Raw genomic sequence first — 25394 nt, forward strand, 5'->3', positions numbered from 1 at the left:
TCGTCGGTGGGGTGAAGGCAACCCCGAGACACCGGAGGCCCCCATGACCGCCGCCGACTCCCGCCGCTGGTACGCCCTTTGTCTGCTCTGTGTCGCCGGTTTCATGGTGATCCTGGACGCGCAGATCGTCGTCCTGGCCCTGCCGTCGATCGCCGACGGCCTCGGGTTCTCCGCGAGCGGCGCGCAATGGGTGATGAGTGCCTACCTGCTCAGCTTCGGCGGACTGCTGCTGCTCGGCGGCCGGGTCGCGGACCTGCTGGGCCGCCGCCGGGTCTTCATGACCGGCACGCTGCTGTTCGGGCTCTCCTCGCTGCTGTGCGGGTTCGCCGGTACGGCGGCTGTTCTGGTCGCCGCGCGTGCGGTGCAGGGCGTCTCGGCCGCTGTCATGGCGCCCACCGCGCTGTCGATCCTGCTGAACACCTTCGAGGAGGGCCCCGAGCGCAACAAGGCCCTCGCCCTGTGGTCCGGCAGCGGCGGCTTCGGCGCCACCGCCGCCCTGCTGATCGGCGGCCCCCTCACCGACGTCCTCGGCTGGCAGTGGGTCTTCTTCCTCAACGCACCCGTCGCCCTGGCCCTGCTGGCCCTGAGCCCGCTGCTGCTGCGCGAGAGCCGCACCGAGGCGCGCACCCGCTCCTTCGACCCGATCGGCGCCCTCACCGCCACCGGAGCCCTGGTCGCCTGTGTGTACGCCGTCGTCGAGGCACCCCGCGCCGGATGGCTGTCGTCGCGGACGACCGGCCTGCTGGCCCTCGCCGTCGTCCTCGCCCTCGTCTTCCTGCGTACCGAGTCCAGGACCGCGGCCCCGCTCGTCCCCCTGCGCCTGCTGCGTTCCCGGACGGTGAGCGGCGCCAACCTGGTCGTCTTCCTGCTCGGCGCCACCGCCTTCGGGATGTCGTACACCCTGTCCCAGTACGGCCAGGGCGTCCTCGGCTGGTCGCCGCTGCGCTTCGGCCTCGCCAACGTGGTGATGCCACTGGGCGCGGTCGCCGGGTCGTATGCCGGACAGGCCCTGGTCACCCGGATCGGCGCCCGCCCGGTCGCCGTGGGCGGACTGACGCTGTGCGCACTCGCCGCACTGCTGCTGGCCGGGGTGCCGGTGGACGGCGGCTTCCTGCGCGACCTGCTCCCCGCGCTGCTGCTCTTCGGACCGGGCGTCGGGGCCTGCGCGGTCGCCGGGTCCATCGCCGCTCTGACCGGCGTCGGCGAGCGGGACTCGGGAGTCGCCTCCGGCATCCAGACGGCCGCGTTCCAGATCGGCGGGGCTTTCGGGGTCGCCGTCGTCACCTCCGCGAGCGTGTCGCACACCGTCGGCACCGAGCGGCTCACGGCCCTGACGGCGGGCCATCAGGCGGCGTTCACCGCGTGTGTCGCGCTCGCGGTGGCCGGCATCGGCTGCGCGTCGGTGCTGCTGCGCGCGCCGCGGAGCAGCACTGCGGAGCCACTGCCGAAAGCCGCGGTCACGCGCCGTCGAGTGCGTTCGTGATCGCCTTCACCGGGCACGTGCCTCCGCCTCCTTCGCGATCTGCTCGAACCGTGCCCCCATCGCCGCCGCCAGGGCCTGCGCGCCCGACAGCGGACGGACCATCACCATCAGCCGGTCGATCAGGCCGCTCTCGTCGAGGTGGATGAAGTCGCAGCCGTCCAGCGCCCGTTCGCCGACCCGGGTCGCGAAGACCAGCGCGTGGTCGCGACCGTCCTCGCTGCTCAGCTCGCTCACATAGCGGAAGTCCTCGAAGACCTTGACGACAGCGCCCAGGATCGCCGCCGTGATGGCCCTGCCGTCGTACGGCTTGAACACCACCGGACTCGTGAAGACCACGTCCTCGGCCAGCAAGGCCTCCACGGCGTCGAGGTCGCCCGCTTCGACGGCTTCTCGGAACGCTCGCTGGCGAACTTCTGGCCCGCGACACCTCAGCAGCTCTACCGCGAACTGGAACGACTGGCGCGGGACGGGCTGATCGAGGCCCGCGTGGTGCAGCAGGAACGCAGGCCCAACAAGCGGCTGTTCACCCTCACCGAGACCGGCCGACGCGAGCTGAGCGCGTTCGCCGCCGAACCGCCCCGCAGACCGGCCGCCCTCCGTGACGAGTTCCTGATCAAGATCCAGGCCATGGACGGCGTCGATCCCGAGGCCACCCGGGCGCTGGTCGAGGAGCGCATGTCCTGGGCGCGCGGAAAACTCGCCCGCTACGAGCGCGTACGGGAGCGGCTCCTGGACGGCCGGACCGAAGAGCGCTATCTCGCGGAGGCCGAGCGGATCGGCCCCTACCTCACGCTCATGGGCGGAATCACCCTCGAAACGGACATCATCCGCTGGTGCGAGCGCGCTCTTGCCATTCTGAAACGCCGCGCTCCCCTAAGCTGACGCGGATGTTCAGCCCAGAAGGCCCCAGCCTCCGTGAACTCGCCGTCCAGGCGCTGTCGTCCGTCGAGCGCGGCTACGACCTGCTCGCCCCCAAGTTCGACCACACCCCCTTCCGTACGCCGGACTCGGTGCTGGACGCGGTCGCGTCCGCGCTCCGCCGCATGGGCCCCTTCGACGCCGGGCTCGACCTGTGCTGCGGTACCGGCGCCGGAGCCCGGGTGCTGACACGGGTCTGCCGGGAGAGCGTGACCGGGGTCGACTTCAGCGCCGGGATGCTCGACGTGGCCCGGAAGCGGACGCGGTCCGGGGGGCCGCGCGTGTCCTGGGTGCGGTGTGACGCACGCGCCCTGCCGTTCGCCCCCGCCTCCTTCGACCTCGTCGTGAGCTTCGGGGCCTTCGGCCACTTCCTGCCGGCCGAACTGCCCGGCCTGTTCGCCCAGGCCAGCGAGGTGCTCCGGCCGGGCGGCACGTTCGCCTTCCCGGTCGTCGCCCCGCCCCGCCCGTCGTCTCCCGCCTACTGGACGCTCCTCGGTTTCGACGCCGCGATGCGGGTGCGCAACGCCCTCTGGCGGCCGCCGTTCGTCATGTACTACCGGGACTTCCGGCTCGGGGACGTACGACGGGAACTGGAAGGGGCCGGCCTGCGGGTGGAGCTGTACGCCCTGCCCGAGTTCGGCGTGCGCCGGGACGGCAGCCCACGGGTCCGGATGGTCGTGGCGAAGCGTCCGGTCCAGGCGGTCCGGACGTCCACCTTGTCCGGACCGTCGTGAACCCTCGCGGATGCCCCGCCGTCACAGCACGCTGTACAAGGCGTCGATCAGCGCCATCTTCCGGGGATCGTCGGCTATGTGAGGACCCATCCGGTTCATCACATAGCCCAGGGAGACTCCCGCCTCCGGATCGGCCAGGCCGCACGATCCGCCGAAGCCGTCATGTCCGAAGGCCCGCGGATTCGGCCCGTACGAGCCGTTCGGTCCGCTGAGCCACAGGCCGAGCCCGAGCTCCGTCTCGCTGTCGAGGCCCGCGCCCAGCACCAGGTCGCGGCACCTGCCCTGGCTCTCGCGGACCCGCTCGGCGGCCTCGGGGGACAGGACCCGGTGGCCGTCATGGGCACCGCGGCCCGCGAAGATCCCGTAGAGCGCGGTGACGGCCCGGGCGGTGCCGTGGCCGTTCGCGGCGGGGATCTCCGCGGCTCGCCACTCGGGTGTGTTCGCCTCACCGGCCCCCACCATGGGGTTGGCCAGCGCGGCGATCGCCGCGGGCGCCAACTGGGCGAAGATCGCGGCCTGTTCGCTTGCCGACGCGGCCGGCGGATGCACCAGCTCGGCGGCCCGCCCGGCCTCCTTCTCCGGCAGCCCGATGGTGAAGTCGATGCCGAGCGGCCCCGTCACCTCCCGCTCCAGGAAGGCGCCCGGCAACAGCCCCGAGACCCGCCGGACGACCTCCCCGACCAGGAAGCCGTACGTGAACGCGTGATACCCGGACACCGTGCCCGGCTCCCACCAGGGCTCCATCGCCGCGAGCCGCTCCGTCGTCAGCTCCCAGTCGAAGAGCTCGGCGAGTGAGTGGGGTGCGCGCAGCCCGGCCAGCCCGGCCCGGTGCGACAGCAGGTGCCGTACCAGGACCTTCTCCTTGCCCCCGGCGGCGAACTCCGGCCAGTAGGCGGCCACCGGGGCGTCGAAGTCGAGCAGGCCCCGGTCGGCGAGGATGTGGGCGCACAGGGCCGTCGGGCCCTTCGTCGTCGACCACACGTTGACCAGCGTGTCGCGCTCCCAGGGGCGGGTGCGTGCCGCGTCGGCCCAGCCGCCCCACAGGTCCACGACCGTCTCGCCGCCGACCATGACGCTCACCGCGGCGCCCAGCTCGGCACGGTCCCGGAAGTTCTCCTCGAACGCCGTGCGCACTGCCGTGAAGCGCGCGTCACAGTGGCCGTGGACAGGTGGCTGGTGCTCGGACATGGGCCCTCCGTCGTCGCCGGAAGCCCGGACCGCGACACTGCGATCCGGGTCTCCCGAACATACCGACTGGTCGGACTGGAGGGAAGATTTCCGGCAGGACTCAGGCGTACGAGCGCAGCCAGCCCAGCTTCGCTGCCTCCTGGTAGGGGCCGCCGCCTTCATGGTCGTTGAAGTCGTAGACCTCGATGGCCTTGTCGTCGTGGCCCCAGGCGTTGAAGGCCGCGAAGACGGTGGAGGGCGGGCAGGTCTGGTCCTCCAGGGCCGCCGAGAAGAGCGCCGGCGCACGGCCGCGGCTCGCGAAGTGCACGCCGTCGAAGTAGGCGAGGGTGCCGAGGACGTCTTCGGAGCGGCCGCGGTGCGTCTTGAGGTAGAGGCCGATCTCCCGGTACGGATGACGGTCCGTCACGGTCGCCGCGCGCGGGAAGTCGCACAGGAACGGCACGTCCGGGGCGACCGCCGCCAGATCGGGGACCAGGCCGCCGACCGCGATCGAGATCCCCCCGCCCTGGCTGCCGCCGAGCACGACCGTGCGCGCCGGGTCGGTCAGCGGGTGCGAACGGGCCGCCTCCACCGCACGCACCGCGTCCGTGAACACCCGGCGGTAGTAGTAGTTCTCGGGCGCGTCGATGCCTCGCGTCATGAACCCGGGGTATGCGGGAGCGCCGGCCACCGGGTCCGCGGTGCCGCCACCGCCGCCCCAGGCACTGCCCTGACCACGGGTGTCCATCACGAAGTGCGCCCGGCCCGTCGACGCCCACAGCAGATGCTCGTGCGGCAGTCCGCGCCCGCCGCCGTAGCCGATGAACTCCACGACCACCGGCACCGGGGCGGAGACCTCGGCGGGGATCGTGAACCAGCCCTTGACCGGGTGGCCGCCGAACCCGGCGAACGTCACGTCGTACACCTTGACCGTGGTCAGGCCGGTGTCGACGAGGTCGAAGCGGGCGTTCAGATCGAACTCGCGGGCCTCCTGAAGGGTCTTGGACCAGAACGCGTCGAAGTCCTCGGGCTCGGTGGACTCGCTGCGGTACTCGCGCAGCTCGTCGATGGGGAGGTCGAACAGGGCCATGTAGGACCGCCTTTGCGAAAGGGACAGTGCCGGATGATCACACCGTACGTGCGTGGTCGGACGACTCGCCAGGCCTTTGCCGTGTCGGCTGGCTACCATGACGCCATGTCGACAGCCGTGGACCTGCTGGTCAAGGACGCCGGACTGCTGGTCGTGGACGGCGAGCGGGAGATCGCCGGCGGCTGGCTGGCCGTTGCGAATGGTCGGGTCACCGCCGTCGGCAGCGCGGGCACCGAACCCGAGGCCCGGACGGTCCTCTCGGCGGCCGGCCGCCTCGTCACCCCGGGCCTGGTCAACACGCACCACCACATCTACCAGAACCTCACCCGCTCCTACGCCCCCGCCGTGAACGGCTCCCTCTTCGACTGGCTGACCACCCTCTACCCCCTGTGGGCCGCTCTCGACGAGGAAGCCTCCTACGTCTCGGCGTACGTCGGCATGGCCGAGCTGCTCATGGGTGGCTGTACGTCGTCCTCGGACCATCTCTACGTCCATCCGCGCCCCCACCTCGTCGACGCGGAGATCCGCGCCGCCCGGGACATCGGCTTCCGCTTTCATGCGACGAGGGGTTCGATGACCCGCTCGGTGGAGGACGGCGGGCTCCCGCCGCGGAGCGTCACCCAGACCGAGGAGGAGGTCCTCGCCGACAGTGAGCGACTCATCAAGGCGCACCACGACGCCTCGCCGGGCGCGCTCATCAGGGTCGCCCTCGCTCCCTGCTCCCCGTTCTCCGTCACCAAAGAGCTGATGACGGCGACCGCCGAACTCGCGGAGCGCTACGACGTCCGGCTGCACACCCACCTCGCCGAGGACCGCGACGAGGACAACTACTGCCTCGAGACGTACGGCTGCCGGCCCGTCGAGTACTTCGAGGAGACCGGTTGGATGAGCGACCGCACCTGGGTCGCGCACTGCATCTACCCGAACGACGCCGAGCTGCGCCGCCTCGCGGCCGCGGGCGTCGGCGTCGCCCACTGTCCGAGCTCCAACATGCTCATCGGCGGAGGGACCGCGCGGGTGGCGGAGATGCGCGAGCTCGGGATGCCGGTGGGTATCGGCTGCGACGGTTCGGCCTCCACCGACCACGCCTCGCTCTGGATGGAGACCAGGGGAGCGCTGCTGCTCGGCCGTTACCGGGGCGGGCCCGGCGCGATGACCGCGCGCGACGCGCTGGACCTCGCGACCAGGGGCTCGGCCCGTTGTCTGGGCCGCGCGGACGAGATCGGTCACCTGCGTCCGGGGGCCTGCGCCGACCTGGTCGTCTGGGACCTGCACGAGGTGGCGCTCGCGGGCGCGCTCACCGACCCGGTGGAGGCGTGGCTGCGCTGCGGTCCGGCCCGCGCCTGGACCACGGTGGTCGGCGGACGCACCCTCGTGGACCGGGGCGAACCGGTGCTGCCGGGGCTGACGGACGCACTGCGCACACACGGGACCATCGCGCGCCGGATGCAGCAGCGGGCGTAGGCGCACCTGCCTGGAGAGGGGCGTCGGGAGCGGGCCCAGGCCGCTCGGTCAGGCGCGGCGGTGGGTCCACAGTGGTTCGGTGAGAGCCCAGTCCCGTTCCCACTCGGCGAGCCGGTGGCGGGCCGCCGCACCGCGGACGAGTGAGTGGCCGAGGAGGATCACGGCGATCGCGGCGCCCGCGCCACAGGCACCCATCGTCACCGTGTGCTGCCAGACCGCGGTCTCGTCCGGCGGCGGGGCCACGCTCCGGCCCCGGGAGTCGAACCACACGTCGACCTTCTCGCCCTGGTCGGTACCCGACGGGACCCGGGCGGTGGCCGTCTTCGCGGCGCCCCCGGCCTCCGTCCAGCGCACGGTCACCCGGTAGGAGCGCTCCCGGCCGCCCTGGACCGTGGGCAGCGAGTCCGGGACCCTGCCGACGACCTCCGCGCGGACCCGGTGGCGTTCGGAGCGCTGCGTGACCGCCACCGCACGGGCGTCGCCATGCGCCCACCAGCCCACGACCGCGCCCACCAGTGGCGCACCCAGCAGCATCAGAGCTGCGACGGCCAGCACCGTCCACGCCTCGACAACATCAGACCGGCGCCTGAGCGGATTACGCCGCCAGCGCCAGCCGCGCACCCGGGTTCGCATGTCGACCTCCGCACCACGCCCGCCTGCGAGTGGTCACACAGATGTAGTACCCCTCCATCCGCGTCGTTCACTTGTGGCGGAGCGCACATACGCACCACCGTCAGCCGAAGCGCTCGATCCGGATACGGTCCACCGGCTGACCGGCCTCCACCAGCAGCCGCGAGGCGTGCTCGGCGAACGCGTTGGATCCACACACATAAGCCTCCCACCCACCCTCGGGCTGCGCAGCCAGGAGCGGCGCGACATGTGCGGCCGCCATACGTCCCACCGGCACCCCAGGGGGAGCGCTCCGTGTGAACACAGGCGTGGTCTCGGCGCCGAACTCCCGCGCGTAGATGAGTTCTTCCGGGCTGCGCGCCGACACCAGCAGCCGCAGTGGCACGGACAGCCCGCGTGCCCGGTGGTGTCGCACCATCGACATCAGCGGTACGACACCGGAGCCGGCCCCGATCAGCAGCGCGGGCAGGTCACCGGGCCAGGCGAAGAACCCGCTGAGCGGACCGCGTACCTCGACCTCGTCACCGGGCTTCGCGACCGTGTGGAACCACCCCGAGACCTCACCGCCCTCGACATGGTCCAAGGTCAGCTCGATGTGCCCGGAGTCCTCCGGCGGGGAGGCGATCGAGTAGTGGCGCTGGGCCGTGTAGCCGTCCTCGGCGGTCAGCCTCAGCATCAGATGCTGGCCGGGCAGATGTCCCTGCCAGGCGGGCACCGCGAAACGGAACGTGGAGGCGTACGGGGTCTCGCGGCGGACCTCGGTGAGCGTGGCGGTCTGCCACTCGGCGGCGGCACGGTTGCTCACCGCGATACGTCCTGGCACCGCGAACCGCGTGACGGGGGCGAAGATCTCAGTCACCGGAGTACCGCTGCTCCTCCCACGGGTTGCCCCGCGCGTGATAGCCGTTCTGCTCCCAGAAACCCGGCTCGTCGTGATCCAGCAGCGTCAGCCCCGCGACCCACTTGGCGCTCTTCCAGAAGTACAGGTGCGGCACCAGCAGCCGGGCCGGCCCGCCGTGTTCGGAAGGCAGCGGCTTCCCGTCGTACTCCCACGCGATCCACGCCCGTCCGCCGGTCAGGTCCGCGAGCGGCAGGTTCGTGGTGTACCCGGTGTGCGAGTACGCGACGGCATGGGTGGCGGACCCATGGGGCCGCACCACAGCCAGGAACGCGTCCAGTGACACACCCGCGAACCGCACCCCGAACTTCGACCAGCTCGTCACACAGTGGATGTCACCCTCGTAGGCCGACGCGGGCAGCGTGTGCGCCTCGTCCCAGTCCCAGGTGCGCGGCTGTTCGACCAGTCCGTCCACCCGGAACGTCCAGTCGGCGGGCGACAGGTCCGGCGTGACCTCGGCGGAGAGCACGGGCCAGTCGTCGCCCGCGTCGTACTGGCCCGGTGGGAGCCCGGTGTTGTGGACGCGAGGGCGTCCGGTGAAGCCTCGGGTGACGTTCATGCCATAAACCGTACGCTGTCGCCGGGCGGCCTCCGTCCCAGGTCAGTGCCCCGATCATTGCGGCCGTATGAACACTGCTCGGGGCCGGGAATAGCCGTCGCGCGCCGCTCCTTGGCGCTGGAGTGCCGGGCCGGTGTCCCGGTGACAGTGCGAGGAGAGCGAGGAAGCAGATGCCGAAGGCGTACGTCTTCACGCGGTACGGCGGACCGGAGACCGAGTCGTTCGTGGACGTGGACCGGCCGAGTCCCGGGCCCGGTCAGCTCCTGGTGGCCGTCCGTGCGGCGGGCGTGAACCCCGTGGACTGGAAGATCCGCTCGGGCTACCGGCGACCCGGCGACAGCGGTGACCGCGCCTTCCCCGCGGTGCTCGGCAGCGAGGTCTCCGGTGTCGTGGCGGAACTCGGCGAGGGTGTCGAGGGGTTCACGGTCGGGGACGAGGTCTTCGGGAACACGCTCAGCGGGGGCTACGCCGAGTACACCCTGGTGCCGGTCGACATCGCCGCGCACAAGCCCGCCGCACTGTCCCACGTGGCCGCCGCCACCCTGCCCGTCGCCGCCGCGACCGCCTACGACGGCGTCCGCCAGCTCGATCTGCCCCCGGGCGCGACACTGCTGGTGACCGGCGCGGGCGGGGGAGTCGGCGCGGCGGCCGTGCAGATCGCCCGTGCCTTCGGACTCCGCGTGGTCGGCGTCGCGAGCGAGGGCAAGAAGGACTTCGTCGAGTCGCTCGGCGCCGACCACGTCTCCTCCGGGCCGGCCTGGACCGAGCGGGCCCGGGCGGCCGCGCCGGACGGCATCGACGGGGTGTACGACCTCGTCGGCGGCGAAGTGCTCGCCGAGGCCGCCGAGTTGCTCACCGACCGGACGAGGCTGATCACCGCCGGCGCCCCGGAGGAGGACGTGCGGCGGCTGGGTGGTACCCGCGTGACGCGGGCCCGCAACGCGGCCGTACTGGAGGAGCTGGCGCGACTCGTGCTCAAGGGCGACCTGGACCCGCACGTCACCGGAACGTTTCCCCTCGAGCGCGCCGGCGAGGCGCTGCGTGCGGTCGAGGACGGCCACGCCCGCGGCAAGACGGTCATCGAGGTCGCCCGATGACCGCCGGCGCCCCGCACGTCCTCGACAACCCCGCCCTCGCCTCCCTGACCGGCCCGCACGCCCACTTCGCCGAGAAGCGCGGCCGTGTCCTCCGTTACCCGGTCGACGTCTCGCCGTGGCTGGCCCTGCCCGACGCGCCCGATGCCGGCGACTGGGCCGACCTCGCGGCGCTCGCGGGCCCCGGCGCAGAGGTACCGCTGACGGCTTACGCGGGACAACTCCCGGAGGGCTGGGAGATCACGTTCCACGTCGAGGGCGTGCAGCTGGTGGACGACGGCCTCACCACCGCACCCGACCCGGAGGCGGTCCGACTCGGCCCCGCCGACGTCCCCGAGATCCTCGACCTGATCGAACGGACCCGGCCGGGACCCTTCCTGCCCCGCACCATAGAGATGGGCACCTACCTGGGCATACGCCGGGACGGCGCCCTCGTCGCGATGGCGGGGGAACGGCTGCACCCGCCGGGCTGGACCGAGATCAGCGCGGTCTGCACCGACGCCGCCGTCCGCGGTCAGGGCCTTGCGACCCGGCTGATCCTCGCCGTCGCGCACGGCATACGCGAGCGCGGCGAGACCCCCTTCCTGCACACGGGCGCGAAGAACACCGGTGCCATCCGGCTCTACGAGTCCCTCGGCTTCCGGCTCCGGCGCACCACCGCCTTCCTCGCCGCACGGGTGCCCGAGCGGTTGCCGGAGGCGGTGTCCTAGTCACCGTCAGTCGGACCGCGGCCAGGCGTTGTAACGCACCAGGTACCTGGCGAACCGCTCCAGGTCCTCCGGCGTCCAGTCCGCGAGCCGCTCGCCGACGGCAGCGCGGCGGCTCACGGTGACCTGGCCCAGGATGTGCCGGCCCGCCTCGGTCAGATGCAGTACCTGGACCCGGTGGTCCTCCGGGTCCTGGCGCCGTTCGACGAGGCCGGCCCGCTCCAACGCGGCGACCTGGCGGCTCACCGTGGACTTGTCCAGGGCGTAGTGGGCGGCCAGGTCGGTGGCGCGGCAGCCGTCGCGCTCCTCCAGATGCCCGAGGAGCGTGTACGACACCAGCGACAGCTCGGGATGCAGCCGGCCCGCCGAGGCCCGGGCCCGTCGCGCGAAGACCGTCATCTCGCGCTGGATCGTCTCCACGGCCGTTGCTGCTTCCACCGGACCTCCCTCGCAGTACTGGTTGCAGAATACAACTCGTGTCGTTCTGGGGTAGGGTGGCGCTCCGGCTGAGGGCGGTCCCAGTCGTGCGGGACCAAGGAGGTGAGACCCATCGACGCTGTGTCAGATCGGGTGCTCTCACCTCGAATCGGCGCGGATCACCGCCCGTAGGTGACCGCGGGAGCACCCTTCGGCTTCCGAAAGGCTCTCGGCTTCCATGCCTTCACTCTCTCCCCGCTTCACCTCTGCCGACTCCGTCGTCGCCGCACTCCGCACCGCGGGCTGTGTCTTCGCCGAGGACGAGGCACGGCTGATCCTCGCCGCCGCCCGCACCCCCGACGAACTGGTCGGCATGGTGGACCGCCGGGTCACCGGCCACCCTCTCGAACTCGTCGTCGGCTGGGCGGAGTTCCGCGGACTGCGGATCACCGTGGGCCCCGGCGTCTTCGTGCCCCGCCGTCGCACCGAGTTCCTCGTCGAACAGGCCCTCGCCCAGGTGCCGGGCGCCTCGGTCGTCGTGGACCTGTGCTGCGGCTCCGGTGCGGTCGGCGCCGCGCTCGCCGCCGCGCTGGGCCCGGTCGAGCTGCACGCCGCCGACATCGACCCGGCCGCGGTGGACTGCGCCCGCCGCAACACCGCCGACGCGGGCGGCCGGGCCCACACCGGCGACCTCTTCGACGCCCTCCCCGCCGACCTGCGCGGCCGGGTGGACATCCTCGCGGCCAACGTCCCCTACGTCCCCAGCGACGAGGTCGCCCTCCTCCCCACCGAGGCCCGCGACCACGAGCCCTTGGTCGCCCTCGACGGCGGTGCGGACGGACTGGACATCCTGCGCCGCGTCGCCACCGAGGCCCCTCATTGGCTCGCCCGCGGCGGCTGCCTCCTCGTCGAGACGAGCGAACGGCAGGCCTCCGCCGCCGTCGACGCCTTCACCCGCAGCGGCCTGACACCCCGCCTCGCGGTCTCCGAGGCGCTCTACGCCCACGTCGTGATCGGCACCAGGGCCTAGGCCCAGCCAGGAGCCCACGTCCCCACGCCCGGCGGTTCGGGCCGGGTGGCGTGCAGGTGTGCCCGGAGGGCGGCGAGTGCCGGGTGGGGGTTGTCGGCGCGCCAGATCAGGGAGTGGGGATAGACCGGCGTGGGCCTGTGCACCGGGATGCGGCGCAGGTCCTGGTCCGACGGCCAGACCAGACGGGTCAGCTCGCCGACGAGGGTCGCCAGGGCCGGGGAGTCGGCGATGGTGTCGAGAAGGGGGTCGGTGCCGAAGTCGGGGCCGGTGACCTCGATGGTGAGGCCGAAGGCGGCGGCGAGGTCGTCGTAGTAGGTACCCCACTCGGTTCCGGTGACCAGGCCGGGCATCCAGATGCGGTGCCCGGCCAGTCTGGAAAGTTCCACCGAGCGGGCTCCCGCGAGCGCGTGGTCGGGGCCGGTGAGCAGTTGGACCGGCTCGTCGTAGACCCGTACGGACTCGATACCGTCGGTCGACTGCCCCGCGGAATGCGGGACAGCCCGGAAGGTGGCGTCGATCGTGCCGGACCGGAGCGCGTCGACGGCAGCGTCGGCGTCGAAGAGGGTGACGACGTCGAGTTCGATGCCGGGGTGCGTGCGGTGGAAGGCGCGCAGCAGTTCGGCCGGCGCGAGGCGGCGGCCGATCACGTCTACGCGCAGGGCCCGGCTGCCCGGCCGTACCGAAGCGGCCGCCCGTTCCGCGGCCCGGAGCAGTTCGCGGGCGTGGGGCAGGAACGCCTGTCCGTCGATGGTGAGGCGGGCACCGCGCGGGGTGCGGGTGAACAGCCGCGCGCCGAGGTCCTTCTCCAGCGCGGCGACCCGCTTCGACACGGCCTGCTGAGTGACCGCCAGCCGGTCGGCGGCCTCCTGGAACCGCCCCGCGTCCGCCACTGCGACAAAGGTGCGTACGGCGTCGAGATCCATGCCGGAAGGCTAGACCGTCATGGCACAACCACAGGTTGTGGGCCGTCGGTGCCGTGGTTGTTTGATCTGCGGACCCGGCACTCGGTTGGATGGCGTCGGTCAACATGAGGTTGTCGACGAGGGGGTTTCGGGAGTGGGCGGGAGGCGGTCGCTGGGGCGGCGGTTCGGGTGGCTGTGGGCGGCCTACACGGTCAGTGCGCTGGGCACCTCGTTGTCGTTCGGCGCCTTCCCACTGATCGCCGTCCTGGTGCTGCACGCCGGCCCTGCTGCGGTGTCCGCGCTGGCGGCCGCGGGGCTCGCGGTCGGGGCCGCGGTGGCGGTGCCGCTCGGACCCTGGGTGGAGTTCCGCCGTAAGAGACCGGTGATGGTCGCGATGGACCTCGTCCGGTTCGCCGCCCTGCTGAGCGTGCCCGTCGCATACGCGCTCGGTGTGCTCGGGTTCGTGCAGCTGCTGGCCGTGTCGGTGGTCGTGGCGGCCGCCGACATCACCTTCGGCGCCGCCTCGGGAGCCTTCCTCAAGTCCCTCGTCGGCGGGGACGACCTGTTGATCGCCAACGGGCGGTTCGAGGCCACGAACTGGACCACCATCGTGATCGGGCCTCCCCTCGGCGGTGCCGCCATCGGACTCTTCGGTCCTGTGACGACCCTGCTGGCCGACGCCGTCAGCTATCTGCTCTCCGCACTGGGGATCCGGGCGATCGGTGGCGGCGAGCCACGGCCCGTGCCCGCCGGGGCGGCGAAGGGGTCCCTCCTGGAGGGCTGGCGATACATCCTGGCCAGTCCCGTCCTGCGTCCGCTGTTCTTCAACACGGTCCTGGTCAACGCCCTGATCATGGTGCCGGTGCCGCTGCTGACCGTCCTCATGCTCGGCCCGCTGGGCTTCGCCCCCTGGCAGTACGCCCTCGCCTTCTCGGTGCCCTGTCTCGGGGGCCTGCTCGGCTCACGGATCGCGCGCCCCTTGGTCGCCCGTTACGGACGGCACCGTGTCCTGCTCACCTCGGGCGTCCTGCGCGCGTGCTGGCCGCTCGGCCTGGCCTTCGTCGGTCCCGGTACCGCCGGGCTGCTGCTCGTGATGGCCGTCGAGCTCGGGGTGATCACCTCTTGCGCGGTCTTCAACCCGGTGTTCACCACCTTCCGGCTGGAGACGACGCCGACGGACCGGGTGGTCCGCACCCTCTCCGCCTGGTCGGTCACCGGCAAGCTGACCACCGCGGCCCTGACCGCCCTGTGGGGTCTGCTGGCCACCTTCACCGGAACCCGTGAAGCGATCGCGCTGGCCGGTCTGCTCCTGCTGGCCACCCCGCTCCTGCTGCCCCGACGACCCGCCGCCGTGCCCGAGGCGGGCCAGGACGCCCTGCGTTCCTCCGCCGGGTCCGCCTGACGCCGGTCTCCCTTGCCGTGCCGGGAGGCCCGCCGAGGAGGGTCGTTCCCAGGTGCCGGTGAAGCCCTGGGCGGCGGTCCTGGTGTCACCGCGGTGAGCCTGCCGGTCCCACCGTGGCGCCCTTCTCGAGCGCGTCGGCCCCCCTGGTATCGCTTTTCACGGTGACCCGGTCGCCGTCGATCTCCTCGACGGTGCCCGCTGAACCGCGGTCCCCTGCCGTCCGGTGACTGCGACGAGGACGCCGCCGCCGGAGTCGTACCGTCGGAGGGGCGTATGGGCCGTGCCGCCGGCGGCCAGGACGCCTGTCGGTACCGGTGGCGGCAGACCCCGTCAGGCCACAGGCGTCTGCACCCGTGCGATCAGCAGCGCCACGTCGTCGGAGTTGTCCGGCTGGTGCAGTGTGCGCAGCAGCAGGTCGCAGATCTCCTCCAGTGGACCGTCGGGGCCGTCGAGCAGGTCGAGGAGTGCGTCCAGGCGCTCGTCGAGCGGGTGCTGCCGCGTCTCGACGAGACCGTCCGTGTACAGGACGAGCCGGTCCCCGGGTGCGAGATCGACGGTGGTCGTGGAGAAGGCGACACCGCCCACGCCCAGTGGCGCCCCCGTGGGCAGTTCGAGCAGCTCGGGCGGGCGGCCGGGGCGCAGCCGTACCGGAGGCAGGTGCCCGGCGTTGGCGATCCGGCACTGTCCGAGCCGCGGATCGTGCACGGCGTAGACACAGGTGGCGATGGAGTGGTCCAGGTCCTCGGTGATCCGGTCGAGGTGTTCGAGGAGCTTGGCGGGGTCGAGGTCGAGGGAGGCCAGGGTGTTCGTCGCGGTGCGCAGCCGGCCCATGGTCGCGGCGGCGGTGATGCCGCTGCCCATCACGTCGCCCACGACGAGGGCGGTCTTGCCCTCGCCCAGCGGGATCACGTCGAACCAGTCGCCGCCGACCTCGGCCGTGGCGCCCGCGGGCTGGTAGCGGGAGGCGACCTCCAGGCCGCCGGTCACGGAGGGATGGCTGGGCAGCAGACTGCGCTGCAGGGTGAGAGCGGTGTTGCGGGCGTCCTGGTACCAGCGGGCGTTGTCGATCTGCACCGCCGCGCGGGCCGCCAGCTCCCGCGCGAGCAGCAGGTCGTCCTCGCCGAACGGCTCCGGATGGTGGACGCGCTTGAGGTCGAGGGCGCCGAGCACCTCACCGCGCGCGATCAGCGGTACGGCCAGATAGGAGTGCACGCCGGCCTCGGCCAGCAGAGTGGCCGCCTCCGGTGAGCGGGCGATACGGGCGAGGTCGTCGGGCCCGACCTGCGCCACCAGGACCGGGCTTCCCGTGCGTACGCACTCGGTGACCAGGCGCTCGGGGGCGTAACGGGCGACCTGCCCGGGCGGATCGGCCGCGCTCAGAACCTCCGGGGCACCGGCCGCGTCGACGGCCAGGGGACGCATCACGGCGGGTTCGGTGGGGCCGAGGGTGCTGGGTCTGCCCTGCACCACCGCCTCCAGCAGGTCCACGGCCGCCACGTCCGCGAGCTCCGGCACGGCCACGTCGGCCAGCTCACGGGCGGTGCGGTCCAGGTCGAGGGTGGTTCCGATACGGGCGGAGGCGTCGGCGACGAGCGCGAGACGGCGCCGGGCCGTCTCGGCCTCCACGGTCGCCAGATGCTGCTCGGTGACGTCCAGCACCGAGCCCGCCACTCCCAGGACGGTCCCCAGCGCGTCCTCGAGCCGGTACAGCGAGACCGACCAGGCGTGCTCCCTGTCCGGGTCCGCGGGCGTGTAACCGACCGTGTGCTGGTCGACGAGCGGTGTGCCGGTGCGCATCACCTCGCGGGCGGCGGCCTCGAAGGCGGCCACGTCGAGATGGGGCAGGACCTCGCCGATCTTCCGCCCGACGTGTTCCTCGGCCGGTACACCGTTCAGCTGCTCCAGGGCCGGATTCACCGAGACGTACCGCAGCTCGGTGTCCAGCACGGCCAGCCCGATCGGGGACTGCGAGACCATGCGCGTCGAGAGCGCCACGTCCCGCTCCAGCCGGCGCACGGTCTGCTGGTCGGCGCACAGGCCCAGCGCGTAGACGTCCCCGTGGTCGTCCAGCAGCCGCATGTTGCGGAACTCGACCAGCTTGGTGCCGCCGTCCTTCTGCCGGACGGGGAAGGCGCCGGCCCAGCTCTGCCCGGTCGCCATGACGTCGGCGAACAGCTTGACGACCAGGTCGGCATGCTGTTCGTGGATCATCAGATGCGCCGCGTACTGCCCCAGCGCCTCCCGCGCGGTGTAGCCGAACAGCTCCTCGGCCTGCGGGCTCCACAGCACGATGCGCCCCTCGGCGTCCAGCACCACCGAGGCCATGCCCAACTCGTCGAGCAGCCCGCTCGGCCGTACCGCCCCGCGCGGGGGCTCTGCGCCCTCGGCCGCGGGTATTCCGGCTGCACCCATTGCACGAACCGCCTTAGACCGTCCTCGCGGCACGCCGTACCCCCGTGCCGACTCCCCTTGTTCTACCGCGCTCAACCGTCTCCGTGACCACGCGGTCGTGTTCTTCCACCATCCCTCAACACGGGGGCGCGCGTCCGGTGAAGTCCGACGAGGTGACGAAAGCCGCTCATTCATTCGATTGGCCTGTACATGACTGCCGTGGGGGCGCCAGACTGTCCGCCGACCCACCTCACCCCCCGCACCAGGAGCCTCAGGAGTCCTCCATGCCCCTGCGCGCCGGACAGCGTTGTCACGCGCTCCTCGCCGCCCTCGTCACCCTCACCGCGACGGCCCTCCTGGCCGCCGCTCCGCCGGCCTCCGCCGCCGATACCTGGACGGAGAGCGGTTCCGACCGGGCCAACCCGCTCACCGAGAGCCAGGGCCTGACCTCGGTCGAGGTCCCCGCCGGAGCCGCCAACCGGTACACCGGCATCGGCACCATCCCCATCGGCGTCTCCAGTCGCGGCTGGAACCACGTGGGCGACCCCGACGCCTCCTACGACGGCCACTACATCGAGCCCTACCAGGCCGACTCCGGCACCGCGAAGATGTTCCGGGTGCAGGCGCCGGACGGCACCTGGTCCGAGTACGTCCACACCCTCAGCTCCGGGGAGGCGCTCAACAACTCCTGGGCCGCGATCTCGCCCGACGGACAGTGGATGCTCTCCGGTGAGTGGGGCACCATGACCCGCCTGCTGGTCTTCCCCACGCCCGGCGTCAACGGGAGCACCTCGCCCTCGGCGAACCTTCCGCAGGCGGCCACCGTCACCCTCGACCACGCCGTCCGCGACGTACAGGGCTGCGACTTCCTGAGCGCCACCCAGTTGCTGTGCTCCTCCGACGACCCGGCGGGCACGCTCTTCGGCTACACCAAGCCGCTCCTCCAGATCGACCTGTCCGCCGCACCGACCGGTTCGGCGAACGTCACCGGCCATGTCACGGCACTGCGTCAACTGCCCCTCAGGAGCTCCTGCTCGGGCGAGTTCGAGGCGGAGGGCATCGACTACGACCGCCGTACCGGAACCCTGCGGGTGATCGTCGTCTCCCCGGGCTTCTGTGTGCTGACGGACAGCAAGACGTACCGCTTCACCAGGAGTTGAGCCCCTCACGGGCGGGTGCCGGCCCTCGCGGAAATGAGGGTCGGCACCGATGGCGGGGTCCCGCGGCCGGGTGCGACGGTGACACGAACACCCCCGACCGACAAAGGGAGATCCCGCATCCACCCCCGTGAAGCACAGCCCGCACGTCCTTCTGCGCCCTCGCGGGAGGTGAAGCATGGGACACGCTGACACCCTGCTCGCCATGGGCGGCGCCTTCCTGGCCGCCGCGTTCCTCGCCCGCCTCGGCGGCCGGATCGGACTGCCGACCATCCCGCTGTTCATGCTCGCCGGGATCCTGCTCGGCCCGCACACCCCTGGCCTGGTCCTCGTCGAGGACGCACACGACTTCGAGATGCTCTCCGCGCTCGGCCTGGTGCTGCTGCTGTTCTACCTGGGCCTGGAGTTCCACGTCGACGACCTGCGCACCGGCGGCAGGCGCCTGCTCGCCGCGGGCGGCATCTACCTCCTGGCGAACGTCGGCGCCGGTCTCGGCTTCGGGTTCGCCCTGGGCTGGGGGACCCGGGAGGCACTGGTGCTCGCCGGGGTCCTCGGCATCTCCTCGTCCGCGATCGTCACCAAGATCCTCATCGACCTGGGGCGGATCGGCCGTCCCGAGACCCGGCTGATCCTCGGCGTGATCGTGGTGGAGGACATCTTCCTCGCGCTCTACCTCGCCGCGCTCCAGCCGGTCATCAGCGGCGCGCGCGGGCCGATGGAGGTGCTCCTGCAAGCGGGCAAGGCCTTCGGGTTCCTGCTGGTGCTGGCCGTCGCGGCCCGGTACGGGACGCGCTGGATCGGCCGGCTGATCCATGTCCGGGACAACGAACTCCTGGTCATCAGCTTCCTCGGCGCCGCGGTCCTCGTCGCCGGAGTCTCAGAGGTCCTCGGTGTCGCCGACGCCATCGGCGCCTTCATGGTGGGCCTGATCCTGGCCGGCACGCCCTCCGGCCCCCGCATCCGCCGACTGGTGCACCCGCTGCGCGACGCCTTCGCCGCGATCTTCTTCTTCGCCTTCGGGCTGTCCATCGACCCCGGAGTCGTCACGTCCGTCGCCGGACCCGTCGCCGCCGCGGCGGCCGTGACCGTCGTGATGAACGTCGTCGCCGGCCTGCTCGTCGCCCGTCTCTACGGCTACGGCGCCCACCCTGCGGCCGACATCGCCACGACCCTTGTGGCCCGGGGGGAGTTCGCCCTGATCCTCGGCGCGATGGCGGCCAGTGCGGGACTCGACGCACGTCTGGCGCCGTTCATCGCCGGGTATGTCCTTGTCCTGGCCGTTCTCGGCCCGGTGGCCGCGGGGCGGGCCCATCTGCTGGCCCGGGTGCTGGGGTCACGTCGTGCCCGGGAGCAGGGGGACGACGTCACACCGGAGCCGGTTTCGGTCGCGGTGGGGGCTGACGCCGAACGGTAGGGCCCCTGCGAAGGAGGAGTCATGCGCCAGCCCGATGACGAACACCTGGTCGATCTCGCGGCACGGCTGGAGCGTGACGACCCACGGTTCGCCCGCGCACTGGGGTCGGGCCGCCCCGCCCGGCCCCGCGAGTACCGGCGCACCCGCGCCTGGGGGAGTCTCGGCGTCGCCGTGACCCTCCTCGCCGCGGGAATGGCTCTGCCCGAGGGCATTCTCGTGGCCGCGGGCCTGGTGCTCGCCGGTATCGCCGTCCCGCTGTTCGACCCGCACCGGGATCGCCCGCCTCGCTGACCCCGCCGCCGGTAGTGCTCCGCGAAAGGTGGTGCTTTTCTGAGGGTGTGGCGCGGTTCGCGGGGAACCCGGCGGTCCGGTCATCGCCACGAGAGGAGCGATCACGATGGATCGTGAGCGAGCGCACGAGGAGTCCGTCTCCCTGGAGATCAGCGGTTGCAGCAAGGAGGACGCCCGGATCGTCTTCGACACGCTGGCCGCGTGCTTCGAGTCGGACCGGGGTACCGACGAGGTGCCGCAGCAGCTGCATGAGTCGCGGCCGATGGTGTGGCTGGGGACGTTCGAAGTGACGGAAGCGCGTTCATGCCCGCCGCCGGCACCGTTGTCGTCCTCTGTCGAGGCCGATGCGCAGGGAGGTTACTGGGCCATCGAGAGGCTTCGGACGACGTTGGACTCGATGTTCACGGTGCGGGACCTCGCGTCAGCGTCGGGGGATCAGGAGCGGGAGCTGCATGTGCGGCTCGAGAGTCGTTGACGGGTTGTTGATTTTCTACGGCGCCCGGTGGCCGGTCGCGCCCTCTCCGCACCCCGCGGGCGCGACCGGCCACCGTGTGATCAGCCCTGCCGCACCGGCACCACCACCATCTCGGCGACGTTGACGTTCGGCGGGGCCGCGACGGAGAACGCGATGGCCTCGGCGATGTCCGGCGCGGTCAGGGGCTCGAGGTCGGTGCGCATGCGGGACAAGGACGCGCGTGTCTCGTCGTCCCGCATGCCCGCGCCCAGCTCGGTGGTGGTGACCCCGGGCTCGATGTTCTTCACGCGGACGCCGCGCGGCCCGAGTTCGGCGCGCAGATTGCGCGTGAGGTGGGCGACGGCCGCCTTGGTGGCGCAGTAGACGGACCAGTCGGGGAAGAGGAGATGCCCGCCCACCGAGCCGACGTGGACGAGGTCCGCCGGGCCGCCGCGCGAGGCCGCTGCCAGGAGGTCGTCCGTGAAGGCGCGGGAGGTGTGCAGCAGACCGCGCAGGTTGACGTCGATCATGCGATCCCACTCGTCGGTCCCGGCCCGCTCGAAGGGGGCGCCGAGCATGACGCCGGCGTTGGCCACGACCAGGTCGACGGCACCGAGCTCTCCGGTGACGGCTTCGGCCGCCGCCGTGACGGCCTCGGCGTCCGTCAGGTCCACGGCGACGGGCAGGACCGATCCGGTGGCCGTGGCGCGCAGCTCGTCGGCGAGTGCCTTGAGGCGGTCCTCGCGGCGGCCCAGCAGCGCGACGCTCGCTCCGCCGGCGGCGAGGCGCCTCGCGGTGGCCGCGCCGATCCCGCTGGTGGCCCCGGTGACGACCGCGACGCGGTGGTTGAGGTTCCAGGTGTGTGTCATGCCGTCAACGGTGGGGCCCGCCCTGACCTGGGCCCAGGCCGTATCACCCCGAGGAGAGCGGATCGTAGGAGTACCGCGGCCACCTTGCGGACTCCCGTGGGCCCGTGACCGGACCTAGGGTCGACGGCATGGACAGTGACAACCGGCTCGGCCTCTTCCTGCGCGCCCGCCGTGCCCTCGTCCGGCCCGAGGACGCGGGGCTGCCGGCCGGGAGCCGGCGCCGGGTGGCGGGCCTGCGCCGGGAAGAGGTCGCGGTGCTGGCCGGGGTCAGCACCGACTACTACGTCCGCCTGGAGCAGGGACGCGAGCGGAACCCCTCGGCTCAGGTGATCGAGGCGCTGGCACGCGTCCTGGGCCTGGAGGAGGACGCCGTCGACCACCTGCACCGGCTGGCGCGTCCCGTCGCCGGCCGTACCCAGGGCCCTTCGCGCCCCCGGCCGGTCAGCCCCGCCCTGCTGCGGATGATGGAGGGCTGGCACCGCACTCCGGCAGTGGTCCTGGACCATTGCCTGACCGTGCTGGCCCACAACGTTCTCGGCGGCGCGCTGTTCGCCGGTCACACCCACAGCGGGGACCTGCTGCGGCTGGTCTTCCTCGACCCGGACGCCCGGGAGTTCTACCCGGACTGGGAGCCAGTGGCGGTGAACACCGTGGCCGCGCTGCGGGCCGCCGCCGGAACCGGTCACGAGGACCCGCGGCTGTTCGCCACGGTCGGCGAACTGTCGCTGCGCAGCGAGGAGTTCCGCAGGCTCTGGGCCCGCCACGACATCCGCCGCAAGACCCGCGAGAGCAAACGCTTCCAGCATCCGCTGGTCGGCGAACTGACCCTGGACTACGAGTCGTTGACCGTCAACAGTGCCCCGGGCCAGCAACTGGTCGTCTACCAGGCCGTTCCGGGAAGCCCGTCCGAGCAGGCGCTCTCCCTGCTGGGGAGTCTCGCCGCGGACGCGGCTCACTCCGACGAGGCCGCCGACAAGGACGCACACACCTGAGGGCACCGACGTGGTTCGTATCACCCCTCCCTGGTTATGCAACTAGTTGCACAAAGATGCCGCGGTCCTCTACAACAGAGAGGCACGAGACCGCGACGGAGGGGCCCCATGAGCCGATACCCGCACCTGCTGAACCCGCTCGACCTGGGCTTCACCACGCTGCCCAACCGCGTCCTGATGGGCTCCATGCACGTGGGCCTGGAGGAGGCCGAGCGCGGCTTCGAGCGCATGGCCGCCTTCTACGCGGAGCGAGCGCGCGGGGGAGTGGGCCTGATCGTCACCGGCGGCATCGCGCCCAACGACGAGGGGCGGCCGTACGAGGGCGGTGCCAAGCTCACCACCGACGCGGAGGCCGAGCAGCACCGGGCCATCACCGAGGCCGTGCACCGCGAGGGCGGCCGGATCGCGATGCAGATCCTGCACTTCGGCCGGTACGCCTACCACCAGGACCTCGTCGCCCCCAGCCCCCTGCAGGCGCCGATCAGCCCCTTCCCGCCCCGCGAGCTCACCGACGCCGAGGTCGAGCGGACCATCGGCGACTACGCCCGCGCCGCCCGCCTCGCCCGGCAGGCCGGCTACGACGGCGTGGAGATCATGGGCTCCGAGGGCTACCTCATCAACGAGTTCATCGCCGCGCAGACCAACCACCGCACCGACCGCTGGGGCGGGTCGTACGAGAACCGCATGCGCTTCCCCGTGGAGATCGTGCGGCGAGTGCGCGAGGCGGTCGGCGAGGACTTCATCATCGTCTACCGGCTGTCCATGCTGGACCTCGTCCCGGGTGGCTCGACGCTGGACGAGGTGATCACGCTCGCCAAGGCCGTCGAGGCCGCCGGGGCCACGATCATCAACACCGGCATCGGCTGGCACGAGGCCCGCATCCCCACCATCGCGACCTCGGTGCCGCGCGGCGCCTACACCTGGGTGACGAAGCGGCTCATGGGCGAGGTGTCGATCCCGCTCGTCACCACCAACCGCATCAACACCCCCGAACTGGCCGAGGAGTTGCTCGCCGACGGGTACGCGGACATGGTGTCGATGGCCCGCCCGATGCTCGCCGACCCGGAGTTCGTGAACAAGGCGGCCGAGGGCCGTCCCGAGGCCATCAACAGCTGCATCGGCTGCAACCAGGCCTGTCTCGACCACACCTTCAGCGGGAAGATCACCTCCTGCCTGGTCAACCCGCGCGCCTGCCACGAGACCGAACTGGTGCTGTCCCCGACCCGGCTGCGCAAACGCGTGGCGGTCGTCGGAGCCGGCCCGGCGGGACTCGCCTGCGCGGTCTCCGCCGCCGAACGCGGCCATGACGTCACGCTCTTCGACGCCGCGAGCGAGATCGGCGGCCAGCTCAACGTGGCCCGCCGGGTCCCCGGCAAGCAGGAGTTCGACGAGACGATCCGCTACTTCCGCCACCAACTCGACGCCCACGGCGTGGACGTACGGCTGAACACCCCCGTGGACGCGGGGGACTTGTCCGCCTACGACGAGGTCGTCGTCGCCACCGGCGTCACCCCGCGCACCCCCGACATCCCGGGCGTCGACCACCCCAGCGTGGTCGGCTACCTCGATGTCCTGCGCGACGGCGCCCCCGTCGGCGACCGGGTGGCGATCCTCGGCGCCGGGGGCATCGGCTTCGACGTCGCCGAGTTCCTCACCGACGGCGGCGACAAGGCGCACGAGAACCCCGAGACGTACTTCCGCCAGTGGGGCGTCGACATGGACTACACGGCACCCGGCGGACTCGCGGCCCCCGAACGCCCCGCCCCGCCGCGCACCGTGCACCTCCTCCAGCGCAAGACCAGCAAGGTCGGCGCCGGGCTCGGCAAGACCACCGGCTGGATCCACCGCACCGAGCTCAAGCACCGGGGCGTCACCATGGTCCCGGGCGTGCGCTACGACCGTATCGACGACGCAGGACTGCATGTCACCGTCGGCGAGGAGAGCACGGTCCTGGAGGTCGACACCGTCGTGCTGTGCACCGGGCAGGATCCGCGCCGGGATCTGTACGAGGAGCTCGTCGCCGCGGGCCGCAGCGCGCACCTGATCGGCGGGGCCGACGTGGCCGCCGAGCTGGACGCCAAGCGGGCGATCAAGCAGGGCACCGAGGTCGCGGCCGCCCTCTAGGGGGCGTCCCTAGGATGACTCCATGTCACTCCCGCACGCGATCCTCACCGCTCTGCTCGAAAGGCCGTCGGCGGGGCTGGACCTGACCCGTCGGTTCGACAGGTCGATCGGCTACTTCTGGTCGGCCTCGCACCAGCAGATCTATCGCGAGCTGGGAAAACTCGAGGCCGAGGGCTTTATCCGGGCCCTGCCCGCAGCCCAGCCGACCCGCGGGCAGAAGAAGAGCTACGAGGTCCTGCCCGCGGGCCGCGCCGAACTCGAACGCTGGACGGCCGCGGCGCAGGACCCCAAGCCGCACCGGGACACGCTGCTGCTGCGGCTGCGCGCGGCCGCCGTCGTCGGCACGGAGGGCCTCGAAGCCGACCTGCGACGCCATCTCGACCTGCACCGGCGGCAGTTGGCCGAGTACGAGGACATCGAGAAGCGCGACTTCCCGCCCGGGAACGACAGCGCGCAGGCCAGGCTTCAGCACCTGGTCCTGCGCGCGGGCATCGAACTGGAGACCTTCTGGACCCAGTGGCTCACCGAGGCACTGGAGGAGTTCGCCGGACTCCCGGACAGCTGAAGGGCTTTCAGAGGCGGTACGGCCGCGACCGGCGACGCAGGAACCAGACAGCGGCCACCCCGCCGACCGCGACCAGGCCGCCGCCGACTGCCAGCGTCAGGGTGCCGTAGTCCTTGGTGGCGCCGCCCAGGCCGCCCATGACACCACGGGACGGGGAGGCCGTTGCCGTCGCCGAGATCGTGGGTGTCGCGGCCCCCGAGACGATGATCGACTGGGTGCCCGCGGTGCTGTTGTTGAAGGCGCACCTTACGATGACGGTGTACGTCCCGGGGCTCACGCTCGACCAGGCCGCGGACTGCAGGGAAGTGGTTCCCGACAGGGCCACCTGGCGGCCCTGGCTGAAGTTCGCCTGGCTGCTGGTGAGCAGCGAGGCGGTGCCCCAGCCGCCGGTGGGCGCGGTGCGGGAGCATGCCGTGGTCGTGACGGAGACCGTGGATCCGGAGGTGCTCACGGAGATGCCCGGCGCGGCGGCGGCCGGCCCGGCGGTCAGGGCGAGCGGCAGCGCGGCGACGGCCGCGACGGTCAGGCCGGAGCGGAGAAGTAGCTGAGTAGTGCGCATGGACTGCCCTCCGGCGGCACGGTTGGCGGTACATCCGTGGCGCCGCCGAGGTGGGGGAAGGGCCGTGCTGCCTCAGGGAGAGC

Annotated in this window: 26 protein-coding genes; 15 read left to right on the top strand and 11 right to left on the bottom strand. The window is 72.1% G+C overall.

The genetic code is table 11. From position 1 onward, the window contains the following. The first annotated feature begins 43 nt into the window (after window positions 1-43). Window positions 44-1483, top strand: coding sequence for an MFS transporter (locus RNB18_RS16655; protein ID WP_311714848.1), 1440 nt, complete (start codon window positions 44-46; stop codon window positions 1481-1483). Window positions 1484-1489: 6 nt separating this feature from the next. Here RNB18_RS16655 and RNB18_RS16660 read toward each other — a convergent pair whose 3' ends face one another. Beyond that, the gene (locus tag RNB18_RS16660) at window positions 1490-1834 is read right to left on the bottom strand and encodes a nuclear transport factor 2 family protein (RefSeq protein ID WP_394817629.1); all 345 of its coding nucleotides are present in this window, start codon (window positions 1832-1834) and stop codon (window positions 1490-1492) included. Here RNB18_RS16660 and RNB18_RS16665 point away from each other — a divergent pair. Both RNB18_RS16665 and RNB18_RS16670 read left to right on the top strand, forming a co-directional pair. Next, window positions 1718-2365 carry a PadR family transcriptional regulator gene (locus RNB18_RS16665; protein ID WP_394817637.1) on the top strand — a complete coding sequence of 216 codons (648 nt, stop codon included), beginning with the start codon at window positions 1718-1720 and terminating at the stop codon, window positions 2363-2365. The genes RNB18_RS16660 and RNB18_RS16665 overlap by 117 nt on opposite strands. Before the next feature lie 5 nt (window positions 2366-2370). Continuing rightward, on the top strand, window positions 2371-3135 hold the full coding sequence (locus tag RNB18_RS16670; protein ID WP_311714850.1) for a class I SAM-dependent methyltransferase: 765 nt from the start codon (window positions 2371-2373) through the stop codon (window positions 3133-3135). A 21-nt stretch (window positions 3136-3156) separates the two neighbouring features. Here RNB18_RS16670 and RNB18_RS16675 read toward each other — a convergent pair whose 3' ends face one another. Together RNB18_RS16675 and RNB18_RS16680 are read right to left on the bottom strand one after the other, a co-directional pair. Continuing rightward, window positions 3157-4323, bottom strand: a complete 1167-nt coding sequence (locus RNB18_RS16675) for a serine hydrolase domain-containing protein (protein ID WP_311714851.1) — start codon at window positions 4321-4323, stop codon at window positions 3157-3159. A 100-nt stretch (window positions 4324-4423) separates the two neighbouring features. After that, window positions 4424-5392, bottom strand: coding sequence for an acetylxylan esterase (locus RNB18_RS16680; RefSeq protein ID WP_311714852.1), 969 nt, complete (start codon window positions 5390-5392; stop codon window positions 4424-4426). 105 nt (window positions 5393-5497) lie between these two features. On the opposite strand from RNB18_RS16680, the gene RNB18_RS16685 reads away from it, so the two are divergent. Continuing rightward, the gene (locus tag RNB18_RS16685) at window positions 5498-6856 is read left to right on the top strand and encodes an 8-oxoguanine deaminase (protein WP_311714853.1); all 1359 of its coding nucleotides are present in this window, start codon (window positions 5498-5500) and stop codon (window positions 6854-6856) included. 48 nt (window positions 6857-6904) lie between these two features. Here RNB18_RS16685 and RNB18_RS16690 read toward each other — a convergent pair whose 3' ends face one another. The 3 genes from RNB18_RS16690 to RNB18_RS16700 all read right to left on the bottom strand — a co-directional run bounded on the left by RNB18_RS16690 (window position 6905) and on the right by RNB18_RS16700 (window position 8943). After that, on the bottom strand, window positions 6905-7489 hold the full coding sequence (locus RNB18_RS16690) for an Rv1733c family protein (RefSeq protein ID WP_311714854.1): 585 nt from the start codon (window positions 7487-7489) through the stop codon (window positions 6905-6907). A 100-nt stretch (window positions 7490-7589) separates the two neighbouring features. Next, window positions 7590-8345 (bottom strand): ferredoxin reductase, encoded by a 756-nt coding sequence (locus RNB18_RS16695; RefSeq protein WP_311714855.1) that lies wholly within the window; start codon window positions 8343-8345, stop codon window positions 7590-7592. After that, a complete protein-coding gene (locus RNB18_RS16700) occupies window positions 8338-8943 on the bottom strand; it encodes a sulfite oxidase-like oxidoreductase (protein ID WP_311714856.1) in 606 nt (201 codons plus the stop codon). Before RNB18_RS16700 ends, RNB18_RS16695 begins: the two co-directional genes overlap by 8 nt. 170 nt (window positions 8944-9113) lie before the next feature. Between RNB18_RS16700 and RNB18_RS16705 the strand changes: the two genes are divergently transcribed. Together RNB18_RS16705 and RNB18_RS16710 are read left to right on the top strand one after the other, a co-directional pair. Beyond that, complete coding sequence (locus RNB18_RS16705; RefSeq protein WP_311714857.1) at window positions 9114-10040, top strand: quinone oxidoreductase family protein; 927 nt, start codon at window positions 9114-9116, stop codon at window positions 10038-10040. After that, complete coding sequence (locus RNB18_RS16710; RefSeq protein WP_311714858.1) at window positions 10037-10747, top strand: GNAT family N-acetyltransferase; 711 nt, start codon at window positions 10037-10039, stop codon at window positions 10745-10747. Before RNB18_RS16705 ends, RNB18_RS16710 begins: the two co-directional genes overlap by 4 nt. Window positions 10748-10753: 6 nt before the next feature. On the opposite strand, the gene RNB18_RS16715 is transcribed toward RNB18_RS16710, so the two are convergent. Further along, complete coding sequence (locus RNB18_RS16715) at window positions 10754-11143, bottom strand: MarR family winged helix-turn-helix transcriptional regulator (protein WP_394817638.1); 390 nt, start codon at window positions 11141-11143, stop codon at window positions 10754-10756. Between the two features lie 256 nt (window positions 11144-11399). Here RNB18_RS16715 and RNB18_RS16720 point away from each other — a divergent pair, with 256 nt between their 5' ends. Next, a complete protein-coding gene (locus tag RNB18_RS16720; protein ID WP_311714860.1) occupies window positions 11400-12191 on the top strand; it encodes a putative protein N(5)-glutamine methyltransferase in 792 nt (263 codons plus the stop codon). Here the strand turns inward: RNB18_RS16720 and RNB18_RS16725 are convergent. Beyond that, window positions 12188-13114, bottom strand: coding sequence for a LysR family transcriptional regulator (locus RNB18_RS16725; protein WP_311714861.1), 927 nt, complete (start codon window positions 13112-13114; stop codon window positions 12188-12190). The genes RNB18_RS16720 and RNB18_RS16725 overlap by 4 nt on opposite strands. A 133-nt stretch (window positions 13115-13247) precedes the next feature. Between RNB18_RS16725 and RNB18_RS16730 the strand changes: the two genes are divergently transcribed. After that, complete coding sequence (locus RNB18_RS16730; RefSeq protein ID WP_311714862.1) at window positions 13248-14495, top strand: MFS transporter; 1248 nt, start codon at window positions 13248-13250, stop codon at window positions 14493-14495. A gap of 330 nt (window positions 14496-14825) precedes the next feature. Here RNB18_RS16730 and RNB18_RS16735 read toward each other — a convergent pair whose 3' ends face one another. After that, entirely contained in the window at window positions 14826-16907 is a 2082-nt protein-coding gene (locus RNB18_RS16735; RefSeq protein WP_311714863.1) for a SpoIIE family protein phosphatase, read from the bottom strand. Window positions 16908-17170: 263 nt separating this feature from the next. On the opposite strand from RNB18_RS16735, the gene RNB18_RS16740 reads away from it, so the two are divergent. The 4 genes from RNB18_RS16740 to RNB18_RS16755 all read left to right on the top strand — a co-directional run bounded on the left by RNB18_RS16740 (window position 17171) and on the right by RNB18_RS16755 (window position 20223). Continuing rightward, the gene (locus RNB18_RS16740; protein WP_311714864.1) at window positions 17171-18046 is read left to right on the top strand and encodes a hypothetical protein; all 876 of its coding nucleotides are present in this window, start codon (window positions 17171-17173) and stop codon (window positions 18044-18046) included. A 175-nt stretch (window positions 18047-18221) separates the two neighbouring features. Next, the gene (locus RNB18_RS16745; protein ID WP_311714865.1) at window positions 18222-19457 is read left to right on the top strand and encodes a cation:proton antiporter; all 1236 of its coding nucleotides are present in this window, start codon (window positions 18222-18224) and stop codon (window positions 19455-19457) included. Window positions 19458-19478: 21 nt separating this feature from the next. Continuing rightward, window positions 19479-19748: a DUF3040 domain-containing protein gene (locus RNB18_RS16750; protein WP_311714866.1), complete on the top strand. Its 270-nt coding sequence runs from the start codon at window positions 19479-19481 to the stop codon at window positions 19746-19748. 106 nt (window positions 19749-19854) lie between these two features. Further along, a complete protein-coding gene (locus RNB18_RS16755) occupies window positions 19855-20223 on the top strand; it encodes a hypothetical protein (protein WP_280855678.1) in 369 nt (122 codons plus the stop codon). Between the two features lie 80 nt (window positions 20224-20303). On the opposite strand, the gene RNB18_RS16760 is transcribed toward RNB18_RS16755, so the two are convergent. Next, window positions 20304-21071 carry an SDR family oxidoreductase gene (locus tag RNB18_RS16760; RefSeq protein WP_311714867.1) on the bottom strand — a complete coding sequence of 256 codons (768 nt, stop codon included), beginning with the start codon at window positions 21069-21071 and terminating at the stop codon, window positions 20304-20306. A gap of 128 nt (window positions 21072-21199) precedes the next feature. On the opposite strand from RNB18_RS16760, the gene RNB18_RS16765 reads away from it, so the two are divergent. The 3 genes from RNB18_RS16765 (at window position 21200) to RNB18_RS16775 (ending at window position 24752) form a co-directional block, all read left to right on the top strand. Continuing rightward, window positions 21200-22063, top strand: coding sequence for a helix-turn-helix transcriptional regulator (locus RNB18_RS16765; protein ID WP_311714868.1), 864 nt, complete (start codon window positions 21200-21202; stop codon window positions 22061-22063). Between the two features lie 108 nt (window positions 22064-22171). Next, window positions 22172-24187 carry an NADPH-dependent 2,4-dienoyl-CoA reductase gene (locus tag RNB18_RS16770; RefSeq protein WP_311714869.1) on the top strand — a complete coding sequence of 672 codons (2016 nt, stop codon included), beginning with the start codon at window positions 22172-22174 and terminating at the stop codon, window positions 24185-24187. Window positions 24188-24209: 22 nt separating this feature from the next. Further along, a complete protein-coding gene (locus RNB18_RS16775) occupies window positions 24210-24752 on the top strand; it encodes a PadR family transcriptional regulator (RefSeq protein WP_311714870.1) in 543 nt (180 codons plus the stop codon). A gap of 7 nt (window positions 24753-24759) precedes the next feature. On the opposite strand, the gene RNB18_RS16780 is transcribed toward RNB18_RS16775, so the two are convergent. Then, window positions 24760-25311 carry a hypothetical protein gene (locus RNB18_RS16780; RefSeq protein WP_311714871.1) on the bottom strand — a complete coding sequence of 184 codons (552 nt, stop codon included), beginning with the start codon at window positions 25309-25311 and terminating at the stop codon, window positions 24760-24762. Window positions 25312-25394 lie beyond the last annotated feature (83 nt).

This window comes from Streptomyces doebereineriae, from assembly GCF_031845645.1.
GTDB lineage: Bacteria > Actinomycetota > Actinomycetes > Streptomycetales > Streptomycetaceae > Streptomyces > Streptomyces canus.